This window comes from Psychrobacter sp. W2-37-MNA-CIBAN-0211, assembly GCF_040309405.1.
GTDB classification, from domain to species: Bacteria; Pseudomonadota; Gammaproteobacteria; order Pseudomonadales; family Moraxellaceae; genus Psychrobacter; species Psychrobacter glaciei.
The window spans coordinates 517,465-541,900 of sequence record NZ_JBEOOU010000001.1 but is presented as its reverse complement, the minus strand read 5'-3'; the positions used below and the strand labels follow the sequence as shown (position 1 = coordinate 541,900).

The 24,436-nt window shown below is 44.2% G+C and carries 20 protein-coding genes; 15 read left to right on the top strand and 5 right to left on the bottom strand.

Going from position 1 to position 24,436, the window contains the following annotated elements; genetic code table 11:
• Positions 1-357: 357 nt before the first annotated feature.
• The 10 genes from rsmG (at position 358) to AAEY72_RS02235 (ending at position 10,595) form a co-directional block, all read left to right on the top strand.
• Positions 358-1,074, top strand: a complete 717-nt coding sequence (gene rsmG / locus AAEY72_RS02280) for a 16S rRNA (guanine(527)-N(7))-methyltransferase RsmG (RefSeq protein ID WP_352309295.1) — start codon at positions 358-360, stop codon at positions 1,072-1,074.
• A 264-nt stretch (positions 1,075-1,338) separates the two neighbouring features.
• Positions 1,339-2,112, top strand: a complete 774-nt coding sequence (locus AAEY72_RS02275) for a ParA family protein (RefSeq protein WP_189581528.1) — start codon at positions 1,339-1,341, stop codon at positions 2,110-2,112.
• 263 nt (positions 2,113-2,375) lie between these two features.
• Complete coding sequence (locus tag AAEY72_RS02270; protein WP_352309294.1) at positions 2,376-3,521, top strand: ParB/RepB/Spo0J family partition protein; 1,146 nt, start codon at positions 2,376-2,378, stop codon at positions 3,519-3,521.
• A 78-nt stretch (positions 3,522-3,599) separates the two neighbouring features.
• Complete coding sequence (locus AAEY72_RS02265; RefSeq protein ID WP_010198190.1) at positions 3,600-4,334, top strand: MotA/TolQ/ExbB proton channel family protein; 735 nt, start codon at positions 3,600-3,602, stop codon at positions 4,332-4,334.
• 86 nt (positions 4,335-4,420) lie between these two features.
• A complete protein-coding gene (locus AAEY72_RS02260) occupies positions 4,421-4,852 on the top strand; it encodes an ExbD/TolR family protein (RefSeq protein ID WP_010198193.1) in 432 nt (143 codons plus the stop codon).
• A gap of 138 nt (positions 4,853-4,990) precedes the next feature.
• Positions 4,991-6,778: a lipid A export permease/ATP-binding protein MsbA gene (gene msbA / locus AAEY72_RS02255; RefSeq protein ID WP_352309293.1), complete on the top strand. Its 1,788-nt coding sequence runs from the start codon at positions 4,991-4,993 to the stop codon at positions 6,776-6,778.
• Between the two features lie 75 nt (positions 6,779-6,853).
• Positions 6,854-7,966: a tetraacyldisaccharide 4'-kinase gene (gene lpxK / locus AAEY72_RS02250; RefSeq protein ID WP_352309292.1), complete on the top strand. Its 1,113-nt coding sequence runs from the start codon at positions 6,854-6,856 to the stop codon at positions 7,964-7,966.
• A gap of 35 nt (positions 7,967-8,001) precedes the next feature.
• The gene (gene kdsB, locus AAEY72_RS02245) at positions 8,002-8,817 is read left to right on the top strand and encodes a 3-deoxy-manno-octulosonate cytidylyltransferase (RefSeq protein WP_352309291.1); all 816 of its coding nucleotides are present in this window, start codon (positions 8,002-8,004) and stop codon (positions 8,815-8,817) included.
• A gap of 137 nt (positions 8,818-8,954) precedes the next feature.
• Positions 8,955-10,091, top strand: a complete 1,137-nt coding sequence (locus AAEY72_RS02240; RefSeq protein WP_352309290.1) for a DNA polymerase III delta subunit-related protein — start codon at positions 8,955-8,957, stop codon at positions 10,089-10,091.
• A 156-nt stretch (positions 10,092-10,247) separates the two neighbouring features.
• Entirely contained in the window at positions 10,248-10,595 is a 348-nt protein-coding gene (locus AAEY72_RS02235) for a PilZ domain-containing protein (RefSeq protein ID WP_010198204.1), read from the top strand.
• A gap of 156 nt (positions 10,596-10,751) precedes the next feature.
• On the opposite strand, the gene ppk2 is transcribed toward AAEY72_RS02235, so the two are convergent.
• Complete coding sequence (gene ppk2 / locus AAEY72_RS02230; RefSeq protein ID WP_228293107.1) at positions 10,752-11,765, bottom strand: polyphosphate kinase 2; 1,014 nt, start codon at positions 11,763-11,765, stop codon at positions 10,752-10,754.
• A 236-nt stretch (positions 11,766-12,001) separates the two neighbouring features.
• The gene (locus AAEY72_RS02225) at positions 12,002-13,576 is read right to left on the bottom strand and encodes an acetyl-CoA C-acetyltransferase (RefSeq protein WP_352309289.1); all 1,575 of its coding nucleotides are present in this window, start codon (positions 13,574-13,576) and stop codon (positions 12,002-12,004) included.
• A 649-nt stretch (positions 13,577-14,225) separates the two neighbouring features.
• Between AAEY72_RS02225 and AAEY72_RS02220 the strand changes: the two genes are divergently transcribed.
• From AAEY72_RS02220 to AAEY72_RS02205, 4 genes are all read left to right on the top strand, one after another.
• Positions 14,226-15,626 carry a 3-oxoacyl-ACP reductase gene (locus AAEY72_RS02220; protein WP_352309288.1) on the top strand — a complete coding sequence of 467 codons (1,401 nt, stop codon included), beginning with the start codon at positions 14,226-14,228 and terminating at the stop codon, positions 15,624-15,626.
• A gap of 391 nt (positions 15,627-16,017) precedes the next feature.
• Positions 16,018-16,932 carry a MaoC family dehydratase gene (locus AAEY72_RS02215; protein ID WP_352309287.1) on the top strand — a complete coding sequence of 305 codons (915 nt, stop codon included), beginning with the start codon at positions 16,018-16,020 and terminating at the stop codon, positions 16,930-16,932.
• An 80-nt stretch (positions 16,933-17,012) separates the two neighbouring features.
• A complete protein-coding gene (locus tag AAEY72_RS02210; protein ID WP_352309286.1) occupies positions 17,013-17,537 on the top strand; it encodes a protein tyrosine phosphatase family protein in 525 nt (174 codons plus the stop codon).
• A gap of 170 nt (positions 17,538-17,707) precedes the next feature.
• Positions 17,708-19,123 carry a serine hydrolase domain-containing protein gene (locus tag AAEY72_RS02205; protein ID WP_352309285.1) on the top strand — a complete coding sequence of 472 codons (1,416 nt, stop codon included), beginning with the start codon at positions 17,708-17,710 and terminating at the stop codon, positions 19,121-19,123.
• A gap of 13 nt (positions 19,124-19,136) precedes the next feature.
• Here the strand turns inward: AAEY72_RS02205 and AAEY72_RS02200 are convergent, their stop codons facing one another.
• From AAEY72_RS02200 to AAEY72_RS02190, 3 genes are all read right to left on the bottom strand, one after another.
• Positions 19,137-20,384 carry a cation:proton antiporter gene (locus tag AAEY72_RS02200; RefSeq protein ID WP_352309284.1) on the bottom strand — a complete coding sequence of 416 codons (1,248 nt, stop codon included), beginning with the start codon at positions 20,382-20,384 and terminating at the stop codon, positions 19,137-19,139.
• A 228-nt stretch (positions 20,385-20,612) separates the two neighbouring features.
• Positions 20,613-22,499 (bottom strand): dihydroxy-acid dehydratase, encoded by a 1,887-nt coding sequence (gene ilvD, locus AAEY72_RS02195; RefSeq protein ID WP_352309283.1) that lies wholly within the window; start codon positions 22,497-22,499, stop codon positions 20,613-20,615.
• Between the two features lie 180 nt (positions 22,500-22,679).
• Complete coding sequence (locus tag AAEY72_RS02190) at positions 22,680-23,456, bottom strand: hypothetical protein (protein ID WP_352309282.1); 777 nt, start codon at positions 23,454-23,456, stop codon at positions 22,680-22,682.
• 349 nt (positions 23,457-23,805) lie between these two features.
• Between AAEY72_RS02190 and AAEY72_RS02185 the strand changes: the two genes are divergently transcribed.
• Complete coding sequence (locus AAEY72_RS02185; protein WP_352309281.1) at positions 23,806-24,249, top strand: HIT family protein; 444 nt, start codon at positions 23,806-23,808, stop codon at positions 24,247-24,249.
• Positions 24,250-24,436: the final 187 nt, after the last annotated feature.

The following is a 24,436-nucleotide window of genomic DNA, read 5'->3' as shown; positions in this document are numbered from 1 at the left end:
AAAAGTGGATTGTTTTTAGAGGGTAGAGTGGTTATTTTTTTACACAATGTCTTTATGCTTAATTTTGTCTTCATGCTTAATTTTTTATTATTAATTAAAGACATCTTACAAGATATAGCGGTGTTTTAAATAAGTCATTAAACGCAGTTTTGTATCATAATTGGATGCGTCACTGAAAATAATGAATAAAAGAGCAGCAGATGGATGGTTAGTTTAATGACATCAAAGCAGAATAACGCCTCAATAGCAGCGCAGATAGTATAAGATGTCTCACATTGGCGCAATCTGCAACTATTCAATAGGCAGGCTGCATGATAAAATAGTCGGTTCACATGTTAAAACTGGATAACTCGTTGTATGTCAGCTTCCGCTAAAACCACGTCATCGTCTGCTCGTACGGGAAATATTTCTATTGATCCTACGGGCTTTGTTAAGCTTGGTGCGCAATTGCCAGCGTTGGCCAATATATTGGCACAAGCGATAAACGAGCTAAGTCTACCCTTAAGTGAGACGCAGCAGCGCACGTTATTATTGTACTTAGACCAGCTTTTATTGTGGAATAAAGCGTATAATCTGACCGCCATCACCGATCCAGAAGAAGCGTTGATTAAGCATGTGATTGATTGTTTGTCTATTATAACGCATTTACCGTCAGGCTCGCTGCTGGATATCGGCACAGGGGCTGGCTTGCCCGCCGTTATTATTGCGATTTGTCAGCCTGAGCGGCAGTGTACGGCGCTTGATAGCAATCAAAAAAAGATTCGCTTTATTAAGCAAATCAGTAGCGAGCTTGGCTTGAGCAATATGCAGCCTATTGCCTCTCGTATTGAAGCGCATGAGGCCAGCTATGACGTGGTTACTTCTAGAGCATTTGCCAGTTTGATCGATTTTGTTGAAGTCGCGCAGCCAAGACTGGCGGATAACGGCTATCTGTGTGCGATGAAGGGTAAAGCGCCAAGTGATGAAGAGCTACAAGCGCTAGATAACGACTGGCATATTGAGACGATTAAGCTTAAAGTGCCACGTCTGGATGACAGTCGGCATTTAATTGAAATGTCTGCTAAAAATGTCTAAGCTATGAGCACCTTGTAGTCGTGAAACATCGTTTACCTTGGTATCTAAATAGCATAATATCTAAAAAATCTGGATGCAAAGCGAGTTATTTATATTGTAAGTATCATTTGTATTATAGTGATAAGAAGCTGAACGCCAAGCATTGCGATTGCTAAAATGACTATTAATAACAGGCAACCAGTAAAATCTGGCGGTCACAGATACATAGTACAGACAGTCGGTAAAATACAGTAAGTAAAGACCCTAATTAAATTGAGTGAGTGTATGGAAATCATAGCAATTGCGAATCAAAAAGGCGGCGTGGGTAAAACCACGACGGCGGTAAATTTGACCGCCAGCTTGGCTGCTAAGCGCAAGCACGTACTGCTGATTGACTTAGACCCACAAGGCAATGCGACCAGTGGGACTGGTGTGGACAAAAACGCATTAGAGCTGACCATCGCTGATGTGTTGCTAGATGGCGTCTCGTTGTCTGATACCATTGTTGCCAGTCCAGCAGGGTTTGATGTGATCGGTGCCAATCGTGATTTGGCTGGTATGGATATCACCTTGATGAGTAAAACCAACAGTCATGAGCTCTTTAAGACGGCGATGGCAGCGTTGGTCAATGATCAAGTCGCTACGAATAAACCCCCATACGACTATGTCATTATAGACTGTGCCCCTAGTTTGAACTTGCTAACGATTAATGCCTTGGTCGCTACTGACGGGGTGATTATTCCTATGCAGTGTGAGTATTACGCACTAGAGGGCCTAGCGGACTTGTCGCAAACGATTGAGCGTTTGACTGAGCTCAATCCGAAGCTTTATATTCGCGGCGTCGTCAGAACCTTATTCGATTCACGTAACACACTGGCTCGCGATGTCTCTGCTGAATTAGAAGCGCACTTTGGCGATATCATGTACAAGACGCACATTCCAAGAAATATCCGTTTGGCAGAAGCGCCAGCGCACGGCCTGCCAGTTATCGCCTACGAGCGCTGGTCAAAAGGGGCGCGCGCTTATCAAAAACTGGCTGCTGAAGTGATGAAACAGTGATAAAAAAGCCGCTAGTTTTTTTTGTCTAAGCGCAAAAACTGACCATAATGGAAAATGAACAAACAGAAAAATAGTATTAAACATCGTATTTATTATAGTCAATTTAAAATAATATCAATACCAGGAAACCGAGTGCTAGCGATACATTAGTATGGTCAGCGAGGTTGACGACGTAGTGATTTTATAGTGGGTAGGCTATAGTAATGAGTAAGCCGCATTCACAATTATTTGGCTTTTATTTTAGCGTTAGAGGATAGGTAATCATGGCGAAGAAAAGAGGGTTGGCTGCTAATCGAGGCTTGGATGCCTTGTTAGGGTCAATCAAAAAAGAAAAGCAAATTACCGCCTCTGCCTTGCAAGACGATATGGCTGCGCGTGACAACACTTTGCCAGCTGAAACATCAAATACTGATATGCTCAACACCAGTGTGCCCGCCAAAACTGTAGGCACAAAAGCCAATGCAAAACCGATGGCAAACGCCACAGGATCTGGCACGATTAACCGTAATCGTACAACGCGGTCACCGCGGATGGCTAGTAAAACAGCTGCCAATAAGTCCCGTACTGCTGGCACAGACAATAATGGAACAGAAGACCAAATTAGCTTGGTACAAATTGATGTCATGCGTCTACAAGCGGGTAAATACCAGCCACGCCGTGACATGAGTGAAACTGCGCTGATGGAATTGGCGTCCTCTATTGAACAGCATGGTGTGATGCAGCCCATCGTTATTCGTCCATTACTGGCTAACGAAGACAAAAGCGAAGCATTCGTTACCCACGAAATCATCGCTGGTGAGCGCCGCTGGCGTGCCGCAAAAATGGCAGGTAAAGCCGTGATACCGGCGATTGAGCGTGCATTGTCAGATGAGCTGGCTATTGCACTGGCATTGATTGAAAATATCCAGCGTGAAGACCTGTCAGTGATTGACCAAGCCGCCGCATTACAGCGTTTTCATACAGAGTTTGGTATGAGTCATGCGATGATTGCTGAAGTTGTTGGCAAGGCGCGTACGACCGTATCGAACCTACTACGTTTGAACCAATTACATGACACAGTAAAAGACCATTTAGCAAACAGCGCCCTAGATATGGGTCATGCCCGCACGCTTTTGGCATTGTCCTCTGAGCAGCAACCTATCATTGCGCAAAAAATCATTGATGGCGGCATGACGGTGCGAGAAGCTGAAAAGCTGGTTAAGTCAATTTTGCAGCCCGCCCCCAAAACCAACCGTACGGAAAAAGCACAGTCTCGTGACGCTGAACGTCTAACGCAAAGACTGACCGACATGCTTGGTGCTGAAGTTAAGCTTAAGCATAAAAAAGACGGACAGGGCAGTGTCGAGATATTCTTTCACAGCCAAGATCAGCTAGCCGCTTTGATTAAACATATAGAAGCGCAGGTTTGATAGTTTCCGTCAGGTTATAACAACGGTTCAAACCATCTTTATAAAACATATTTTTTAAAAATATAAAAGAGAGTCAGTATGTGGGAGTTGGTAAAGGCGGGTGGATGGCTGATGACACCAATTGTGGTGTGTTCAATATTGGCGTTGGTTATCATTATTGAGCGTAGCCATACCTTGCAATTTAATAAAGTTGCCCCGAGTAGATTACGCGAACAGCTGATTACCCGTTTACGTGAAAATGGCGATATCGGGCGTACCCAGTTGATGAATGTCAAAGAAAAAACCGCTCTTGGTGATATTTTAGCGACAGGGCTGCTTTATCGTCAGTATGGATTAGAGTCGATGACGATGCATATGCAAAACCGTGCAAGTGTGCAAGTGCATCAATTAGAAAAAAACATCAATATGCTCGGTACTATAGGTGCGATTGCACCGTTGCTCGGACTATTAGGGACGGTACTGGGGATTATCTCGTCGTTCTTAGCGATTACTGATGGCGCGATGCAGGATCCAACGATGCTTGCTGCTGGCGTGTCACAAGCCTTGATTACGACTGCTGCTGGTATGATTGTGGCTATCCCAGCACTGGTTGCCTATCGCTATTTTCAGCGCCGTATCATTGATATCAATGCCCAGTTTGAGACCCAAGCAGGACTAATGATTCAAGAGCTGTATGATTATCAACTGTTTGAAAATACTTACAACCCTAGTTCAAAGACCTCAGCACATCGTGCATCATCGGATGAGACTGTAGGTAATGAACATTCAACCAGTGTTTTAAGCTCAGATAATGGTATTGCAATGACGTCGTAGTATGAATAATTTCATTGGTACTACGCATCAAGATATGGATAGTCATTCATCGAAAAACTGAGTATTAAGCATTTAAAGAGGGTGATATGCGCTTTAGAAAACCAACCGTCGAGCCGCTTGAAATCAATTTAACGCCAATGATCGATTGTCTATTATTTTTAATTGTATTCTTGCTGCTGGCAACGTCGTTTAATCATTTTAGTCGCTTGAATATCATTCTGCCTGAAGCGGAAGGCGTGGCACTGACCGAGCAGAAAAACAGCATCGAAGTCGCCGTGCAAGAAGATGGTAGTTATTTAGTCAATGGCATTACGCTTGCCAGTAGTAATGAGGCTGAGTTGACCAGTATGTTACAGCAAGAAGCGGGCAGTAATCGTGATATGCTATTCGTTATTGCAGCAGATGCCAACGCTACCCATCAATCGGTGGTAAGAGTCATGGATATCGCTGGCAAACTGGGGTTTTTGAACTTAAATATTAGTACTGTTGTACCACTTGGTCAGCCTTTACCACAATAGTATTTTGATCCTGTTTGCGCTGTGATTTTTAATTGTACTATTTAAACGTTTAAGCGCTGTATTATCACATCAATACCACTATAAAACTGTGCTACTAGCACAGTCCATTCATGTCATGACACTCAAATTGAGGCTTTTATGAGCCAAGCTTATCAACCGGACTCTGCAAAAACTTCTATTAAGAAAATATCAGTGTCTTCAGAAAGCCCGCCTAAGCATAAAACATTACTGCGTCTACTCAGCTACCTAAAGCCATATTGGTGGGCATTGCTATTGACGGTCGTGGGCTTTGCGATTAATGCGGGGACAGAGATTTGGATTGCTAAGTTACTACAATATATCACTGATGCCATCAACCAAAATGATCAAAGCAAGAAAGCCTTATTTCCCCTATTGATCATCGGACTGTTCTTTGTACGCGGTGTGGGTAGTTTTTTGGGTAATTACTACTCTGCGTTGGTCTCGCGAAATTTGGTCTATGAGTTGCGAGTAGAGGTGTTTAATAAGCTACTGCGCTTGCCAAGCTCGTTTTATTTGGCGAATCCAGCTGGCACCATTTCATCAAAGCTGATATTCGATGTTGAACAGGTGACGGCTGCCAGTACAGACTCGATGAAAACCTTACTGCGTGATGGTTTGACCGTCGTGGCATTGATAGGTTTTTTGCTGTATAGCAATTGGCGTTTGACCTTGATTCTATTTGTCGTATTGCCGCCCATACTATGGCTCATTCGCATCGCCTCCAAGCGTTATCTCAAGCTTTCTAAAGGCATTCAAAAGACGATGGGCAACGTCAGTCATATCACCAATGAAGTCATCGGTGGCTATCAAGTCGTAAAAAACTACGGCGGGCAAGCGTACGAAGCTGAACGCTTTGATAAAACATCAAAAAAGAACTTGCGCCAAGGCATGAAAGTTGTTGTTACCAACAGCATCAATACGCCTGCGGTACAGCTATTGATGGCGATGGCGATGTCAGTTGTGGTGTGGCTCGCATTGAGACCTGCGGTAATAGATAACATTTCAGCTGGTGAGTTTATCTCATACATTGCAGCAGCAGGCTTGCTGAGCAAACCAGTCAGGTCGCTCACCGATATCAATCAAAAATTGCAAAAAGGCATTGCCGCTGGTGAGTCTATTTTTGCGCTACTTGATGAGCCAGAAGAAGAAGACACAGGTACAATAAACAAAGCACTGTCAGGTGAGATGTCGTTAGAGAATATCAGTTTGATTTATCCTGATTCGACGGTCGCTCTGCATGACTTTACATTGAATATAAAAGCAGGTGAGACGGTTGCACTCGTGGGACGAAGCGGTGCAGGTAAGTCATCATTAGTTAATTTATTGACGCGCACTCTAGAAGCCTCTTCAGGGCAGATTACGTTAGATGGTATGCCCATTGAAAGTATTAAGTTAGAGAGTTTGCGCGCCCAAATTGCCATGGTGAATCAGCAAGTAGTCCTATTTAATACCACAGTTTTCAACAACATTGCTTATGGCAGCTTAGCTCATAAGACCCAAGCTGAAGTGGAACGTGCCGCAAAAGATGCCTTTGCTCATGATTTTATTATGAAGATGCCAAACGGTTATCAAAGTGAGGTCGGTGCTGAAGGCTTGCAACTGTCTGGTGGTCAACGTCAACGCTTATCGATTGCTCGCGCCTTGTTAAAAGACGCCCCGATTCTAATCTTAGATGAGGCGACCAGTGCGCTTGATAATGAGTCAGAATATTACATTCAGCAAGCGCTTGATAACGTAATGAAAGATCGTACTACGCTGGTTATTGCACATCGATTAACCACGATTGAGTCAGCCGATCGTATCGCTGTAATGGATGGCGGTCAGATCGTTGAGCTAGGGACACATGACGAGTTGATGCAGCTGCAAGGTCATTATGCGCAAATGTATGAGCGCGATTTTGAATAGCTGTGTTTGATAAATGATTTGCAATATTTTTGACGACTAAAAGTATGAGATCAAGGTAATGGATGGCAAATCATAGTGAGCATTGAGACGACAGTGACGCGTGCATGGCAACGTCAAGCCGCTTGGTTGTGGCTATTATTGCCGATTAGCTGGTTGTATGGGCTCATTACCATGCTGCGTCGTCAAGCTTATAAGATGGGCTTACTATCCAGTTACCGCGCCCCAGTTCCTGTGATGGTGATTGGTAATATCAGCGTGGGTGGCAGTGGCAAGACGCCATTAATTATTGCCTTGGTTGATTACCTACAAGAGCAAGGCGTAAAAGTAGGTGTTATCAGTCGCGGTTACGGTGGCGATAGTAGTCAAATGCCAGCTTTGGTCGATGTCGCCAGTTTACCCAATGTGGTAGGGGATGAGCCTTGTTTGATTGTCAATATGACAGATGCGCCCATGGCGGTATGTCCCAATCGTGAGCAGGCAATTACTACTTTATTAGATGCTCATCCTGACTTACAGTTCATTATTGCCGACGATGGCTTACAGCACTATGCATTGCAACGTGATATTGAATGGATTGTAGTCGATTCAGCACGGGGCTTTGGTAATAAGCAATTACTCCCAACTGGGTTTTTACGTGAGCCAATGTCGAGGTTAAAAGGTGCTACTGTTATTTATCATGAAGGGCCAAATAACAGTGCAGCGCCTCATAATAAAAACACCGAGCAGCAGTCACAAGCTGAGCATCTGTCCATGCACCTGCAAGCGGACGACATGCAATTATTATGGCAACCTGTATTAGCTGACGCTCAAATTGATGCGCCTAAAAAAGGCAGTAGAGTCCATGCGGTGAGCGGTATTGGCTATCCGCAGCGGTTTTTTGATACCTTACACTCGCTTGGTTTTGAGGTTATAAGTCACCCTTATCCTGACCATTATGATTTTAGCTTGGCTGACTTGTTGCAATATCGCGAATACCCCGTCGTGATAACCACTAAAGATGCGGTAAAAATACGAGCTTTGCTATTGAAAGCAACTGCGGCGCAAACGTTGAGCAATGACCATATAGAGCTTGTAAGTAGACTCTGGATATTGCCAGTAACAGCGGTGTTATCGGATAGTTGTTATGACAATTTACAGCAGCAGTTAACCGTTTTAAATATTGATATGTCTAATAGTGAAAAGCTGTAAATCTTAGAATTTAAATGATTTTGTAGGAATAAACTATGTCGCCCATCATTACGCCCGCCAAAACGCATATTGTCGTTCCTGCTCGCTTTAAGAGTACCCGACTACCCGGTAAGCCTTTGTTAAATATTCATGGCAAGCCAATGATTCTTTGGGTCGCCGAAAAGGCGCAGGCAGCACACTTCGCTGATGATATGTGTATTGCGACCGATGATGAGCGTATTGCAAAAGTGTGTATGGATGCAGGTTTTGATGTGGTGATGACCAGCGCAGAGCACGCTTCAGGGACTGACCGTTTGGCGGAAGTCGCTGCGATTAAAGGCTGGGCTGAGCATGATATTGTGGTCAATATGCAAGGTGATGAACCGTTGGTACCGCCGCTATTATTAGAGCAGGTAAAGGCGCTTCTGGTAGCAGACAATGACAGCGTGATGGCTACCTTGTGTGAGCCTATTGATGACCACGAGACTTTTATGCGTCCATCAGTGGTAAAGGTTGTTAGTCAGCACGCTAATGATTTGCAACGGGCGCTATATTTCAGCCGAGCACCGATTCCTTGCGATCGAGATGTCGTATTGGCTAATGAGAGCCATAAGCAGCCACCCAAAAACGCTTATCGTCATTTAGGACTATATGCTTATCGCGTTAGCCTATTGCAGCAGTTTGTGCATTGGCCGCAAACACCGCTTGAAATACTTGAAAGCTTAGAGCAATTACGTGTTTTAGAGAATGGTGGTCATATTGCTATTGCCACAGCCGCTTGCCAGCTACCAGCAGGTGTCGATACTCAAGAAGATTTGGATCGTTTAAATAGCATGAGCTTGGCTGATTTTCAAAACCCTGTCTCTGAATAGCCTAAGTGAAAACACACTTCTTGCTAAGTGACACTATTACACTACTTAATCGCACTACCTACTAATTTATCAAGCACATTTATCAAGCATAATAGTCGTCAAGTACAGTCATCAAGCAAAGCTATAGAGCAAAATTTATGAGTGACCTCACAGAAATTACAGGTGCATTAGATACATCAGATGGCATTTATTTTGCACCGTTACTGCCGTGGCAGAAAACTCTGTGGTCGCAGTTGACCAAGCGAGTATCAACGTCGCAACAGTCTTTGCCTCATGCAATGCTCGCAGCAGGGATGCAAGGTATGGGCAAGCGTGCTTTTGTATGGCGTTTGGTCGCTTGGTTGTTGTGTCGTCAGCGTGATACTCATCCATTTGGTGCTTGCGCCGAGTGTGAAAGCTGCCAATGGCTCAGATCCGGTACGCATCCAAGCTTACAAGTGCTTCCTATTGTCAGCATGCCAGTCAGTGTGGAAAATACGAATAATAAAGAAACTGCCAGTAGTAGTGCTAAAGACAAAAAATCTGCCAAAGCCGCTAGCAATAGTGCTCTTAAAATAAAAGTTGATGATATTCGTGCGTTGCAGCCTTTTATTTACCAAGGTGGGCAAGGTATGCGCATCTGCGTGTTAGATCATGCCGAAAAAATGACAGTTGCTGCTGCCAACGCGCTGCTTAAGACTTTGGAAGAGCCGCAAGCACAAGTTCATTTATTTTTACTCAGCGATACGCCAGCGCAGCTTTTACCGACCATTAAAAGTCGGGTTCAACAGCTGCCACTTCAGACCATTGAGCCTGCTACTGCCGTTGAATATGTGACGCAGGCGCTTGGATCTACGGTCAATCGTGAAGCGGTCGGTACAGCGGCAATTGAGCAACTTATCCAACTGGCAAATGGTGCGCCTTTAGCGGCGATAGCGCTGGCGCAGGCACCTTGGTATAGTAAGCGTGCATTGTGGCTGACGACGTGGCAAGCGTTACGTAGTGGCAAACGAAGTAGCATAGCAGCCAGCGATTATTGGCAAACCCAGATTAGTATCATAGAGTTTATCCAGCTGTCTGAGCTGATGCTGCTTGATATGCGCCGTGTTTGCTTAGGACTGAGCGAACTGCAAAAAGACATCAGTCTCTCAGTAGCATTAGACGCTTATCAACCTACTGACAGTGGTTTAGAAGGTTTTGCGACTAGCCTACAGCAGACCAAAATTGCCCTACAACAAAATGTGCAAGAAAAATTCGCCTATGATAAGCTAATGCAAGAATTGGCCTATCTATAGTCAATTCACTGTAGAAATTAAGTGCAGCAGGACTAAGAAAATTAAGACCAAGATTAAGATGCTCACTTATTATTTGATGATTTATTAATGCGTTGGTCTAGCTATGATTTATCATTTATAAAATACCTCAAAACTCATTTATAAAGGAAGCTGACTATGGCAATGCCAGGGCGTGGCGGGATTTTAACCTGTCATATGGAAGATATCGAAACGTTATACGCCAGCTATTTATCCTTTGTAAATAATGGTGCCTTGTTTATTTCCTCTGATCGCGTGCAAAAGCTAGGCGATGAGGTGTTTATTGCGGTGACTTTACCCAACTCTAGCGAGCGCTTACCGATGAATGGTAAGGTGGTGTGGATTAACTATAAAGCCCAAAGCGGCCGTCCTGCAGGTTTTGCGGTGCAGATTGGTACTGATATCGCAGGGCAAAGAATCAAAAATGAAGTCGAGCGCTTATTGGCTGGTAAAATAGACAGTTTGCAGTCTACTTATACCATGTAGCGTGTCTGTCTATCCGTGCGCTTATCTACTGAAATAACGATGGGTTTCAAGATAGATAGTAAGATAAAAAACACCACCTTATATATGTATAAGGTGGTGTTTTTTTAAGCAAAATGTGACTGGGCTAAGTGAGGCTAAACAAAGCAGGAGTGTGTTTTAGTAACGCGGCGGCACATACATATCGTCTGGAATCGGCTCACGATAGTATTCATCATCACGCTTGCGCTCGGGTAACTCTACCTCATCGCGTGGCACTTCTTTATAAGGAATTTGCTCCAGTAGATGCGCAACACAATTTAGCCTCGCGCGCTTCTTATTATTACCTTCGACCACCCACCACGGTGCTTCAGGGATATGAGTACGCTCAAACATGGTCTCTTTTGCCTTGGTATAGTCCTCCCAACGCCGCCGTGATTGCAGATCCATCGCTGAAAGCTTCCACTGTTTAAGAGGATCATGAATGCGGCTCATAAAGCGTGAATGCTGCTCATCATCAGTAATCGAAAACCAGTATTTGACCAAGCGAATACCAGAGCGTACTAGCATGCGCTCAAATTCGGGCACCGACTGAAAAAACTCTTCATACTGCGCATCTGTACAAAACCCCATGACGCGCTCGACACCGACACGGTTATACCAACTACGATCAAAAAGTACAATCTCACCAGCGGCTGGCAAGTGCGCCACATAACGCTGAAAATACCATTGTGATTGCTCACGTTCCGTTGGTGCAGGCAGGGCAGCGACCCTACAAACGCGCGGGTTTAAGCGCTGAGTGATACGCTTGATGGCACCACCTTTACCTGCAGAATCACGACCCTCAAATATCACCACAATACGCTCACCACGAGCCACTACCCAGTCTTGTAACTTGATAAGTTCTCGCTGCAGTCGCACTAACTCTTGAAAATACATACGGCGATCTAATCTTTCTTGCTCGCTCATTTCCCGACCATCAAACCGAAAGTCTCGCATGTAATCATCGATTTCGTTCTCAAGCTCTTCGTCATAGGTATCAATCAAGTCTTGATGCATCTTACGGCGCAGCTCATCATCAAAGACTTCCTTATCCATGCGACCAATAAAATTGGCCTGCTCAGATGAGGTGAGCTCATTACGCTCTTGCGCGGTCAATGAATTGGGTTCAATCGCTGAGGGTATTTTGCTCATATCAAGCTCCAGATAAATGATGTCATGGTTATTATTGATTGTTCTTACTTTATCATATCTGCTAGCAGTGCTATGCATTGGCTACGTTTCATTATTGTGTTGTCTGACGGTTTCTGACCAAATTTACAATTATTGATGGACAGAAGATAGGCATAAAAAAACACCCTCTAATCCATTGATTAAAGGGTGTTTTAAAACTTTCAGCTATTTATTGCCGAGTTACCTCAGCTAGAAATTTACTTCTCTAGGATGCAAGTCACGCCTTGACCACCTGCGGCGCAGATAGAGATAAGTACACGTCCTGAGCCTTTTTGATCCAGTAATTTAGCAGCCGTTGCTAAGATACGACCACCAGTGGCAGCGAAAGGATGCCCTGCCGCAAGTGATGAACCATTCACATTGAGCTTGCTACGGTCGATAGAGCCTAGTGGCGCGTCAAGACCTAGACGCTCTTCACAGAACTTCTCATCTTCCCAAGCAGTTAATGTTGATAACACTTGTGAAGCAAAAGCTTCATGAATTTCGTAGAAATCAAAATCTTGCAACGTTAGACCAGCACGCTCAAGCATACGCGGTACGGCATATGCAGGTGCCATTAATAAGCCTTCTGTCGTGCCAGATTTACCGATGAAATCCACAGCAGCTGTTTCTTGATGGACGATATAAGCCAATGGCTTCAGACCATGCTCTTTTGCCCATTCATCCGTACCCAGTAGTACACAAGAAGCACCATCAGTTAGCGGCGTAGAGTTAGCAGCCGTCATCGTCGGGTTAGCATTCTTTCTGCCAAATACTGGCTTTAGTTTACCCAGTTTTTCTAAAGTGGTATCCGGACGCAAGTTATTGTCGCGCGTTAGACCTTTATATGGAGTGATTAGGTCATCAAAGAAACCTTCATCATAAGCGCGCGCTAGGTTTTGATGGCTATTAAAAGCAAGCTCATCTTGTGCTTCACGGCTGATATTCCATTCAAGTGCAGTGATGGCTTGATGATCACCCATCGATAAACCAGTACGTGGCTCACCATTTTTTGGTGCATCGAGTAAGTCTTTTGGATTTAAGCCCATTAATGCTTTTAGACGTTGTTTGTTGTCTTTAGCAGCACCCAATTTGATAAGGACTTTACGTAGTCCATCGCCAACTGCGATAGGGGCATCAGATGTAGTATCTACGCCACCAGTAATGGCTGAATCGATAAGACCAAGGGCGATTTTGTTAGCAGAAGCAAAGGTCGCTTGCAAGCCAGTACCGCAAGCTTGTGAGATGTCATAAGTTGGGGTATGTGGGTTCAGATCGGTGTTCAGTGTGGCTTCACGAGTTAGGTTGATATCGCGGCTTAGTTTCATAACGGCACCAGCGACGACTTCACCGATTTTTTCGTCTTGCAAATTAAAGCGCTCAACCAAGCCATTCAATGCAGCGGTTAGCATATCTGTGTTGCTGACGTCTGCATATGAGCCATTTGAGCGTGCAAATGGGATACGGTTACCACCTAAAATTGCGACGCGGTTTAGACCAGAAGCAAGCTTCGTAGCGCTTGATTTTTTAGCAGAGGTAGCGGTCTTTTTGGCAGCAGGAGTATCGACTTTATCATCAGCGGCTTTTTTGCTGGTAGTGTCTTTAGCGGCACTTGCCTTAGTGTCGGTGCTGTTGGTTTTCTTAGCCGTCGCTTCTTTCTTGTTGCTCTCTGGCTTAGCACTATCTGTTGGCTTAGTGCTATCTGATTTGGTACTGCTTGATTTGTTATCGGTAGACTTTACAACAGTGCTTTCAACAACAGGACTCTCAGGGTGATTATTTTTATTACTCATAATATTATCCTTAAAATATTGGCAGAAAAAAAGAAGGTAGCCCTTAAAAAGGGTTACTAATTAAAATGTATTGCTTAAGTTGCTTGCAGGTATTACTTAATGATTTAATGCAGTGAGCAAATGTTATCATTTATTATGCCATCTAGCTGTGTATCATAAGACGTTTTTGCTGCCTTACTGTATGTCTTTAGCAAACTATGTGACACTTATTTAAGCTCAGTAATCTCTCAGTCCACTGATAGCTATAAAAGCAGCCATGATATTTCTTAGAATGATAACTTTCGTAGACTGGCTAGTATTGATTATTAGCATTGCATAACGGCACGTTTGATAATATATTGTTATCGATAAATGCATTTGCCATAACTTATAGGTCTGATTTTAGCACAACATGGCGATTTTTAAATCTAAAAAAAGAGACTGTCTTGTATACTGGCTTGTTTACAGATTGTTATAGACATTTTTGGCTTTTGGACTTGTTTACCATGTGAGTGTATAGTTAAGGCAGTTTTGTACCCATTTACTAAATATAAATAATCATGATGCTAATGAGTCTTTATACTTGTTGGTGTTTGTATGAGTGATTATAAAAGACAAATTTCATTTTTCATTTACTCTTATCTTAACCTTTCGTTATAGGAATTATATTATGTCAGACCGTTATGGTGATTTTGTTCAGTCTTCTATTGGTAAAAAAGTGGCAAAAAATTTAGGCTTGCCTATGCCAGTAGAGCTTGACCGTTTTGATAGTGGCCAGCCTTTGGTACGCGGTAGCGTCTTGGTTGGTCGTGCTAATGGCGATGATAAAAGTGTGAGTGCTTCTGTTGCACGTATCTTGTCAGATGTACATGCTGATGTGTATGTAAACAGCAGTGATGACATCAAAGATGCGCTTTCTGATGCGGGTGTTGAAGCTAAAGCCAACACGGGCGGCGATGATAAGTTTAAAGTATTGCTTTTTGATGCCAGTAATATCAGCAACGCCGATCAGCTCAAAGAAGTTTATGAGTTTTTCCATACGGTGGCTCGCCGCGTAGAACAATCAGGTCGAGTAATCATCGTTGGCCGTACGCCAGAAAACTTGACTGACATCGAAGCAGCATTGGCACAACGTGCGCTTGAAGGCTTTGTAAAGTCGGTTGGTAAAGAGTTTAAGCGCGGCGTTACCGCACAACTTATCTACGTTGAAGAAGGCGCAGAGCAAAACTTAGACTCAACCTTGCGCTTTTTCACGTCAGCTCGCTCAGCTTATGTGTCGGGACAAGTGGTACGTGTCAGCACAGGCGATAACGTTGATGTCGATTGGACACAGCCTCTAGGCGGCAAGACCATGCTAGTCACTGGTGCAAGCCGCGGTATTGGCGAAGCCATCGCGCGTGTATTGGCTCGTGAAGGCGCTCATGTTATCTGTCTTGATGTCCCGCAGCAGCAAGCTGACTTGCAAAAAGTCGCTAGCGAAATCAGTGGTTCTGTATTGACCGTTGACATCACCAGTGCTGATGCAGGCAAAGAAATCGCAGAAGCGGCGCAAAATCGTGGCGGTCTAGATTCAATCATCCATAATGCTGGCGTGACGCGTGATAAGACCTTGGCAAAAATGGATGAGAAAAAGTGGGACATGGTCATCAATATCAACTTAGGTAGTATCGCTAAGCTGAACCGCTATTTACTTGATAATGATGTCCTAAAAGACAATGCGCGCATCGTTTGCGTCTCATCAATTTCAGGTATCGCTGGTAACATGGGTCAGACCAACTACGCGACTTCGAAAGCAGGTGTGATTGGTTTGGTTGATGCCACTGCTAAGCAACTAGAAGACAATGCAAAAGGCATGACTATCAATGCTGTTGCCCCAGGATTTATCGAAACTCAAATGACAGAAGCCATCCCATTTGCTATTCGTGAAGCGGGTCGCCGTATGAACTCAATGAGCCAAGGCGGCTTACCAGTTGACGTTGCTGAAACTATCGCATGGTTTGCATCTCCTGCTTCTGGCGGTCTAAATGGCAACATTGTACGCGTTTGTGGTCAAAGCTTGCTGGGTGCCTAGCCCTAGTTTATTTGTGGGTATAAGTGATAAAGTTGCTTACAGTAAATATATGATATAACGTATTACTTTTTATTTACCTCACATATGCTTACGAAAAAATTGCTGATAAATTGTAATAAAGCTGCCCAAGGGTGGCTTTTTTATGATAAAAACACAGGAACCATAAGCCAAATTGTTTTTCGTAGTGATAAGTGCCTATACTGTTCATGAGAATAGCTATGAGACTGGCTATCAATGTATTAATGTATCAATGTGCTAATTGATGACAGGCTCCAATACTTATAACTCCAGTACTTATAAAAAACATCGTTCAATAATAGGCTTAATCAACGACTTCATAGCATTTTAATATGCATTAAAAAATCAGCTTGAGCCACACTTAGGATTTATTATGTCAGACAAACATTATGATGCGTTGCCAAAAGCGCATACGACTTACGCCAATATTGTGAAAAGCCTATTGCCTATTGGCAATAGTGACAAAATCAGTAAAGATCAACTGCCGCAAGCGACCTATTATGTGGATGACCTGCACATTGATCAGGGCAATCTAAACGATTATCGTAAGATTTGCGGTTTTTCTGATAATGGTAAAGTGCCCATTACTTATTTTTCAGTGCTGTCACAGTCGCTGCAAATGAACATGATGGTCAAAGAGCCATTTCCGTTTGCTATGCTAGGTCTGGTCCACGTGGATAATAGCGTGACTCAGTATCGTCCTATTGGTGAGCGTGAGACTGTCGCTATGTCGGTCGCCTTTGATAACTTGCGTGACCATGCACAAGGTCAACAGTTTGACTTCGTGACGACGATCAAGTCAGAGGACGAAGTCATTTGGGAAGGGACGTCAACGTATCTGTCCCGTAGTAAAAAATCAGACAGCAGCAAAGATAAAAAAAGTACCCCGCGTCCAGTAACGGTGAAGCCAGAAGTGAACGCAGACGGTGTGCACAGCATCTTTGAAGTGCCAGAAGATATCGGTCGTCGTTATGCCTTTGTTTCAGGTGACTTTAATCTTATCCATTTGCATCCGCTATCCGCGCGCGCGTTTGGCTTTCCTAAAGCGATCGCTCATGGTATGTGGTCAAAGGCCAAGTGCCTTGCCATGATGGACGAGCTACCTGATGCTTGTACGGTTGACGTGTCATTTAAATTGCCTATCTTTTTACCCGCTGAAGTAGAGCTTATCGCTGAGCCAGTAGCGCAGCTTGACAATGCAGACGAGACTTGTGAATTTGGTTTATATAGCTCTAAAAATGACAAGCCGCATTTGGCTGGTGTCGTTAAATTGCACAATAACCATTAATGAACCGTTGGTAAAATGACTATCAGTGACCTAAACAGCTTTTATCTCAATAGCCCAATCTAACGAACAAATTTATAATTATGACTTCACATACAGCAGCAATAAATACAGATCAACCTAATAGCCCAGCAGTTACTGACAATAACGTTCTAGATAATGGTATCGATCTCACCACTATGTTTGACCCTTACTTTCGTCCTGATGCAAACACCATTGTGTGCGGTGCGCTCGATGAGGAAAAAGTAGCGGCTTTGGCCGAAGCTGGGGTCGAGCTGGTTATTAACTTACAGCCCGACGACGAGTTGAGCTTTGATGAAGCCGCAGCAGTCGCGCAAGCTGGCATGTATTATGAGCATCTGCCTATCAACGGCGTTGCAGACTTAAAGCAGCTTAAAATATTGGCATTTGATAATATTTTACGCCAACATCATGGCAAAAAAATAGCCATGCATTGTGGCTCTGGCAATCGAGTAGGGGCAGCCATTGCTCTGCGTGCAGGATGGCTTCGTGGTCGTAAGATGGACACTGCCATGGAGCGTGGTCGCAGCCATGGCTTGACGAAGCTTGAAGACGAAGTTTATAAGCGTTTGCTAGTACCGCGCTAAGACATTAAGGTGATAAAGTATTATTGAGCAGCACTGAGTAACAAAAAGGCGACCAATAGGTGGCCTTTTTTATGAGCAAATAGATGCTCAATATTAAGGCACTGAGGGATTTTTAAGACTTTGGCGTTTTTTTGACACTTAGCAATTATAAAAAATGGAGCAGGAAAACCATGACTGACAACAATAAAAAAACCAACCAGAATCTTGATAAGCAAATCGATGGCGAGTTTCAGAAACGCATGCAGCAATTATTGTCTGATTTACAGCTTGACGACGCGCCCGCTGGCGGTGCTGTGGTTGTTTATCAGGACGGTAAATGTATCGCTGAGGCGTGCGTGGGCATGGCTCGTCCGGACATGTCATGGCAGCCTGATACCTTGGCGATTAACTTTTCTACTGGTAAAGGCGTATTGGCAACGCTAGTGCATGTGTTGGTTTCGCAGCAGTTGCTTGCTTATGAAGAGCCGATTGCCAGCTATTGGCCAGCCTTTGCTGCCCAGCATAAAAGTGCTGTTACGCTACGCAATGTTATGTCGCATCAAGCCAATTTGTTTTCTATTCAGAGTGTTGACGCGGACAGCGAAGCGTTGCTCGATTGGCAATTGATGCTCAGCAAAATTGCCGCAATGTCAGTCACTGCACCTGAAGACGCGGAGTTATATGACAGCGCTTACAGTGCTTTAGTTTATGGCTGGGTATTAGGCGGCCTCATAGAAGCCGTCACTGAGATGTCATTGGCTGAGGCGCTGCGTCATTATCTGACTGAACCATTGGGTATAGCCGACAGTTGTTATTTCGGCGTGCCCGCTAGCAAAGTCGATCAAGTGGCGATGCTGGCCAAAAACTTTGCTGGGTCAAATGAGGACAGCTCACAGCTAGGTAATAGGCGTCATAAACCTACGATAAAAGCAGACTCACCAGAGACGCTACAAACTTATGCAAATCTGCCCAGTTATGGGTGTTGGCAGCAGCAAACATTAGCAAATAAAGAAATGGCAAACACAAGTCAGGATGATGAGAAAAACAACCTACCTACATTAGACACCGCTCGTATTAATGGTTTATATTTCAATACGAGCAAGCTTAATCTAAGAAATTATAAATCGGCACTCATACCCGCCAATAAACAACCTATCGACTATTACCAGCGCGAGACACTACAGGCAGCCATTCCAGCAGCCAATGGTGTTGCCTCAGCGCAGGCACTGGCCACCATCTATGCGATGTTGGCTAATGGAGGGAAATGGCAGGGCCGCACGCTTATTGATAGTGCCACTTTCGAGCAACTATCGACACCGCAAGTCACAGGACTAGATGCCGTCATGCCAGCGAATATGGATTGGCGCTTGGGTTATCATCGACTGTTTAGCATTTGCCAAAATGTAGACAATGAGATGCTAAAGGCAAACCAGCAAGGATTTGGGCATATGGGTTATAACGGTTCAGTGGCTTGGTGTGACCCTGAACAGCAATTGTCCTTTGCTTTTATTCATAACTTTGATACCACGATGCTCAATGATGTGCGTCAGTTTGCTCTAACGGAAGCCGTGCTTAGCTTAGTCGATTCGAAGCTTTCACAGCGCTAGATAGACCCTAAGGTTAATGTGATTTATTGGGCGCTATTTTGAGAAGTCTTGTGGCGCTAAGACCATGGATAAAAATTGAAGCCAAAATCACAATCGAACAGACGACCCATAATTTGAGCGCATCTTCCTTGCCGAAAAAACCTTGATTGAGCGCGTAAGACAAATAATATAATGTGCCAATACCACGAATCCCCAATGCAGAAATAGCATACTTTTCGGCGTGTGGGAGGTTCAGACCTGACAACGCAATAAACCCACCGATGGGTCGTATCAACAATAAAAAAGTGAAGCTAACAATGTAAACGCGCCATGTCAGCTCAACACCTGACTGCAATCCTTGACCAAGAAACATACCGAAAGCAACCAGCACTAGCGACATGAGCAAACCTTCTGACTGTTCTGCAAAATCATGGAGCTTGTGGTGATAACTGTGTTTATGCTCTGAACGCCGGAAGGCAAAAGCCGCGACAAATACAGCAATAAAACCATAACTATGTATAAATTCTGCTGACCCATATGCCACTAGTGTTAGGGCAATGACCACATAACCTTGAGAAATGGTCGTTTCGTGACTGTGCTTTGAAAACACCAATTTTGCCAATAGTTTACCGACAACAATACCAACCACCAAGCCTGCGCCAATTTTCCACAGCACATCATGAGTAAACCACGACCAGAGCATCTCACCCGTAAAACGCTGCCCTTCGCTAAAAGCCTCTGCTATTTTAATGGCCAAATAAACGAATGGAAATGCCAATCCATCATTCAATCCGGCCTCTGAGGTCAAGGTAAAGCGCGGCGTATCTTCACCGCCCGTATTTGGTGGCCCCACTTGAATACTAGAGGCCAGCACGGGATCGGTGGGTGCCAATACAGCGCCTAGCAATATTGCCGCGCCCATACTTAGACCAAATGCATAATACCCCAACACTGCCATAGCAAAGATGCCAATCGGCATGGTGATAAGTAACAAGCGTACGGTAGGGCGCCATAGTTTCCAAGACAGCTCAGTATCAATCTTAATACCGGCACCAACCAAAGAAACCAATATCACAATTTCAGTTAATTTTTCGACGATTAAACCGTTATCAAGTGGGTTCAAGAATGACAATGTCGTCCACGAATACCCCATGAGCAGGCCAAAGCTGACCTGTAGCATAGGTAAAGAGATGGGTGTCCGCTTAAAAATAATAGGAAACAGCGCCCCTAATAAAAAGGCGATGCCGCAGACCAATAAAAATAAGTTGTAGTTTTCAATCATAACGTTCAATACGTCCCAATTATCTTGATCTAAAACGACCTGTATGAATGATAAACAGAGTCGCCATCACCAAGCCTTATCATGACGTTAAAATTTTTTTATTACCGCAAAAAAACGTTATTGAAACGTCTGCTACGTTGTTTTTTGGTGAAAAAAAAGCCTGCATCGCGCAGGCTTAGGATAATGCTAATAAATATGTCTTAAAAACAGGCTACTAAAATTTTTGGCTTAACGCTCAACTTGACTCACATCACGTACCGCGCCAGTATCGGCACTGGTGGTCATTGCCGCATAAGCACGTAGGGCAGGAGAAACATGGCGCTCACGACTGACGGGTTTCCATGCATCGCGGCCACGAGCTTCCATGATTTCACGGCGAGCGGCCAATTCTGCATCGCTTACCTGCATATTGATAGTACGGTTAGGGATGTCAATATGGATAGTATCGCCTTCTTCAACCAGACCAATTGCACCGCCTTCAGCTGCTTCAGGGCTGGCATGACCGATCGAAAGGCCTGATGTTCCACCAGAGAAACGACCGTCAGTCAGTAGCGCACACTCTTTACCCAAGCCTTTAGACTTAAGATAAGTCGTTGGATAGAGCATTTCTTGCATACCAGGGCCACCTTTTGGACCTTCGTATCGAATGATGACCACATCGCCTGCAACGATATCGTCAGCCAATACCGCAGCGACGGCATCATCTTGTGATTCAAATAGGCGCGCGCGACCAGTAAACACTAAAATACTGTCATCGACACCAGCGGTCTTGACCACACAGCCACGCTCAGCGATATTACCGTACAGTACCGCAAGGCCGCCATCTGCTGAATAGGCATGTTGGGCACTGCGGATACAGCCTGACTCACGGTTGACGTCAAGGTTTGACCATTCTTTTGATTGTGAGAAGGCTTCAGTGGTGCGTACGCCACCAGGTGCTGCTATATAGCGTGCGCGTGCCTCAAGATTGTCAGGATTCATAATATCCCATTTATCAATCGCTTCTTTCATCGTCGCACTATGAATAGTCGGCAAGTCAGTTTTCAGTAACCCTGCACGATCAAGCTCGGCTAACAACGCAAAGACACCGCCAGCACGATGCACATCTTCCATATGGTATTTTTGTGAGGCAGGAGCGACTTTTGCAAGACAAGGCACACCGCGGCTTAGGCGGTCAATATCATGCATTTTAAAGTCAATTTCTGCTTCATTAGCAGCAGCTAACAGATGCAAAATAGTATTGGTCGAACCGCCCATGGCGATATCCAAGGTCATCGCATTTTCGAACGCGGCTTTGCTGGCGATTGAGCGCGGCAATACGGAATCATCATCTTGCTCATAACGGCGCTTGGCAAGCGAGACAATGGTGCGACCCGCTTCTAAGAACAGCTCACGACGTAGCGAGTGAGTTGCCAGTAGTGAGCCATTACCTGGCAATGCCAAGCCTAACGCTTCGGTCAAACAGTTCATCGAGTTTGCAGTGAACATACCAGAGCATGAGCCACAAGTTGGGCAAGCTGAGGCTTCAATCGCGGCGACATCTTCATCACTAATGCTGTCATCAGCGGCATCCATCATGGCATCGACAAGATCAAGCTTACGAACCGCACTGCCGTTCCTGTCTTCATTATTGTGACTTTTACCAACCGTACTGGCTAGAATTTTGCCCGCTTCCATCGGGCCACCTGAAATAAACACCACAGGTATATTAAGGCGCATGGCAGCCATCAACATACCCGGAGTGATTTTGTCGCAGTTAGAGATACATACCAAGGCATCTGCGCAGTGAGCATTGACCATGTATTCAACAGAATCCGCAATCAAGTCGCGACTCGGCAGTGAATACAACATACCGCTATGACCCATCGCAATACCGTCATCAACGGCAATAGTATTGAACTCTTTTGCCACGCCGCCTGCTTGCTCAATCTCGCGAGCGACCATTTGCCCCAAGTCTTTTAGATGCACATGACCAGGTACAAACTGGGTGAAGGAGTTGGCAATGGCAATAATTGGCTTGCCAAAATCGCCATCAGTCATACCTGTTGCACGCCATAGGGCACGTGCACCTGCCATATTACGACCACCAGTAGAGGTTTTTGAGCGATAATCCATGTGATATTCCTTACAAATAAGCGAGATTTATTAACGTGTGCAGCATCAGCTTTGATGCGGATAGTGTGCTTTTTATGCAGAGTGAGTACTAGTGAATAATACTAATTCGTTACCATACCATTAGCTATGAATAACTGAAAATAATGCATAGACAATCATAAAGGAGTTGTGGTTAAAACACTACTCAAGGCGTTCTAAAATTGCCGTGTCAAACCATGGTAGCTCGGCTTTATCCGCTTCTAATTTGGCAATGATAGTTAATGCATGAGAGGCTAGTAGTTGTTGATAGTCAGCGCTAGCTTCAATAGTCAGTAGTGGCTCTTCAGTGTTGCCTTGCTCATCGATACTCATTAAAGTTTGCTTGTCGTTTTTATATAGAACATCAACGCGACCAAAAAACTGCCAGTCTTTAAAAGCGGCCGTCATCGCGTCTTCTGCATCCTTGGTATATATTTGCTGCGTCTCTTTGCCCGTATTGGTCCAATGTAGACGTACGGCTAACTGCAGTGCCTCACTAAAGACCACCAACGAGCCAATTACTTTGACATGCCAAGGACTGGACAATAAATCATTAGAAATATCTAAGAGAGTCGCGGCCTCAGCAGCAGTCATGGGTGTGTTAAATTGAGCGAGTAAGGTAGGTGTCAGCGGATGCGTCTGTTTAATAGCGTCATCCAAGCTATCATAGTGATATAAGAACGGCAATGGCAAGTCTTGCGTGACCGTCTTTTTGCTAATTTTGCAATTATGAATACGCCAGCTAATGGTGGTATCTGTTAAAGCCTCTGCCAAGACAATCGTATTTGGATTTATCTTTAGGAGGTTATTATTTTGAGTGTCACTTTGATCGCTACTGACAACAGCAACTTGTTCATCGTTCGCAGATGTAGGCGCATCTGTGTCATGCGATGTGGTGGTATTGTCTGATAATTGAGTCGGCAAGGCAGTCAAATTCATAACTCCAGCGTTAGCAAAATAGGGGGTTAATATAACATTTAATAGGGGATGCTCGCCAATAAATTAGCGTGTTTGAATGGTCTGTCAGTACAAAAATAAATTTGATTTTTTCACTTATAGTCAGTGAAAAGTAATATCGATGCATGACGCACTGCTGATATCAATTTTTCTTGCTTGCTTGCTGTGCCTGTGCAGACAGAGGCGACAAAAAATTAATATCAGCAGTATCGTCGCGTTTTTGGGGTATTTTGACTATATCTGCTGCTTGTACTTAACCCGCATTTCGTCCACTATGTTGCAGATGGCATATTCACTATTCAAAATCATAAAATAACCAAAAGGAATGATAATGACTGAAGTTAAACAACAAGCTGATTATGACGATAACAACATTTTTGCCAAAATGCTAAACGGTGATATCCCGTACCACAAGGTTTATGAAGATGATAAAACCCTCGCTTTTATGGATATCATGCCGCAAGCAGAAGGGCATGTATTGGTCATCCCTAAGCAAAAAGCGGTTGATTTGGCTGATCTTGAACCTGATTATGCCGCTGCAATACTAATGACATCCAAAAAGGTCATGCAAGCGCAGCGCCAAGTGTTTGAGCGTGAGGGCGTTATTCAGATGCAGTTGAATGGATCACAAGCAGGTCAAACGGTGTTTCATTATCATGTGCACCTGATTCCATCGAGCATTCATGAGTTGGGTCGCCATGCAGTGACGCAAGCAGATCATGAAAAACTGGCGGAAATTGCCAAGCAACTTGCGGCAGTGATTGCTGCTCAATAATATATGTCTTTAACGAAGAAGTTTTGAGATTCCCAAGATAGATAAAAAGGTCGCTAGCAAGCGGCCTTTTTTGTTGCTTGGTAATAGTCATGTAACAATCTTTAAAGTAATGTTACAAGATAAGGGCTTATCTGGGGTTCAGGCAAAGAGTGTGATACAAATTATATTTTGTTAGGCACATCTGTTT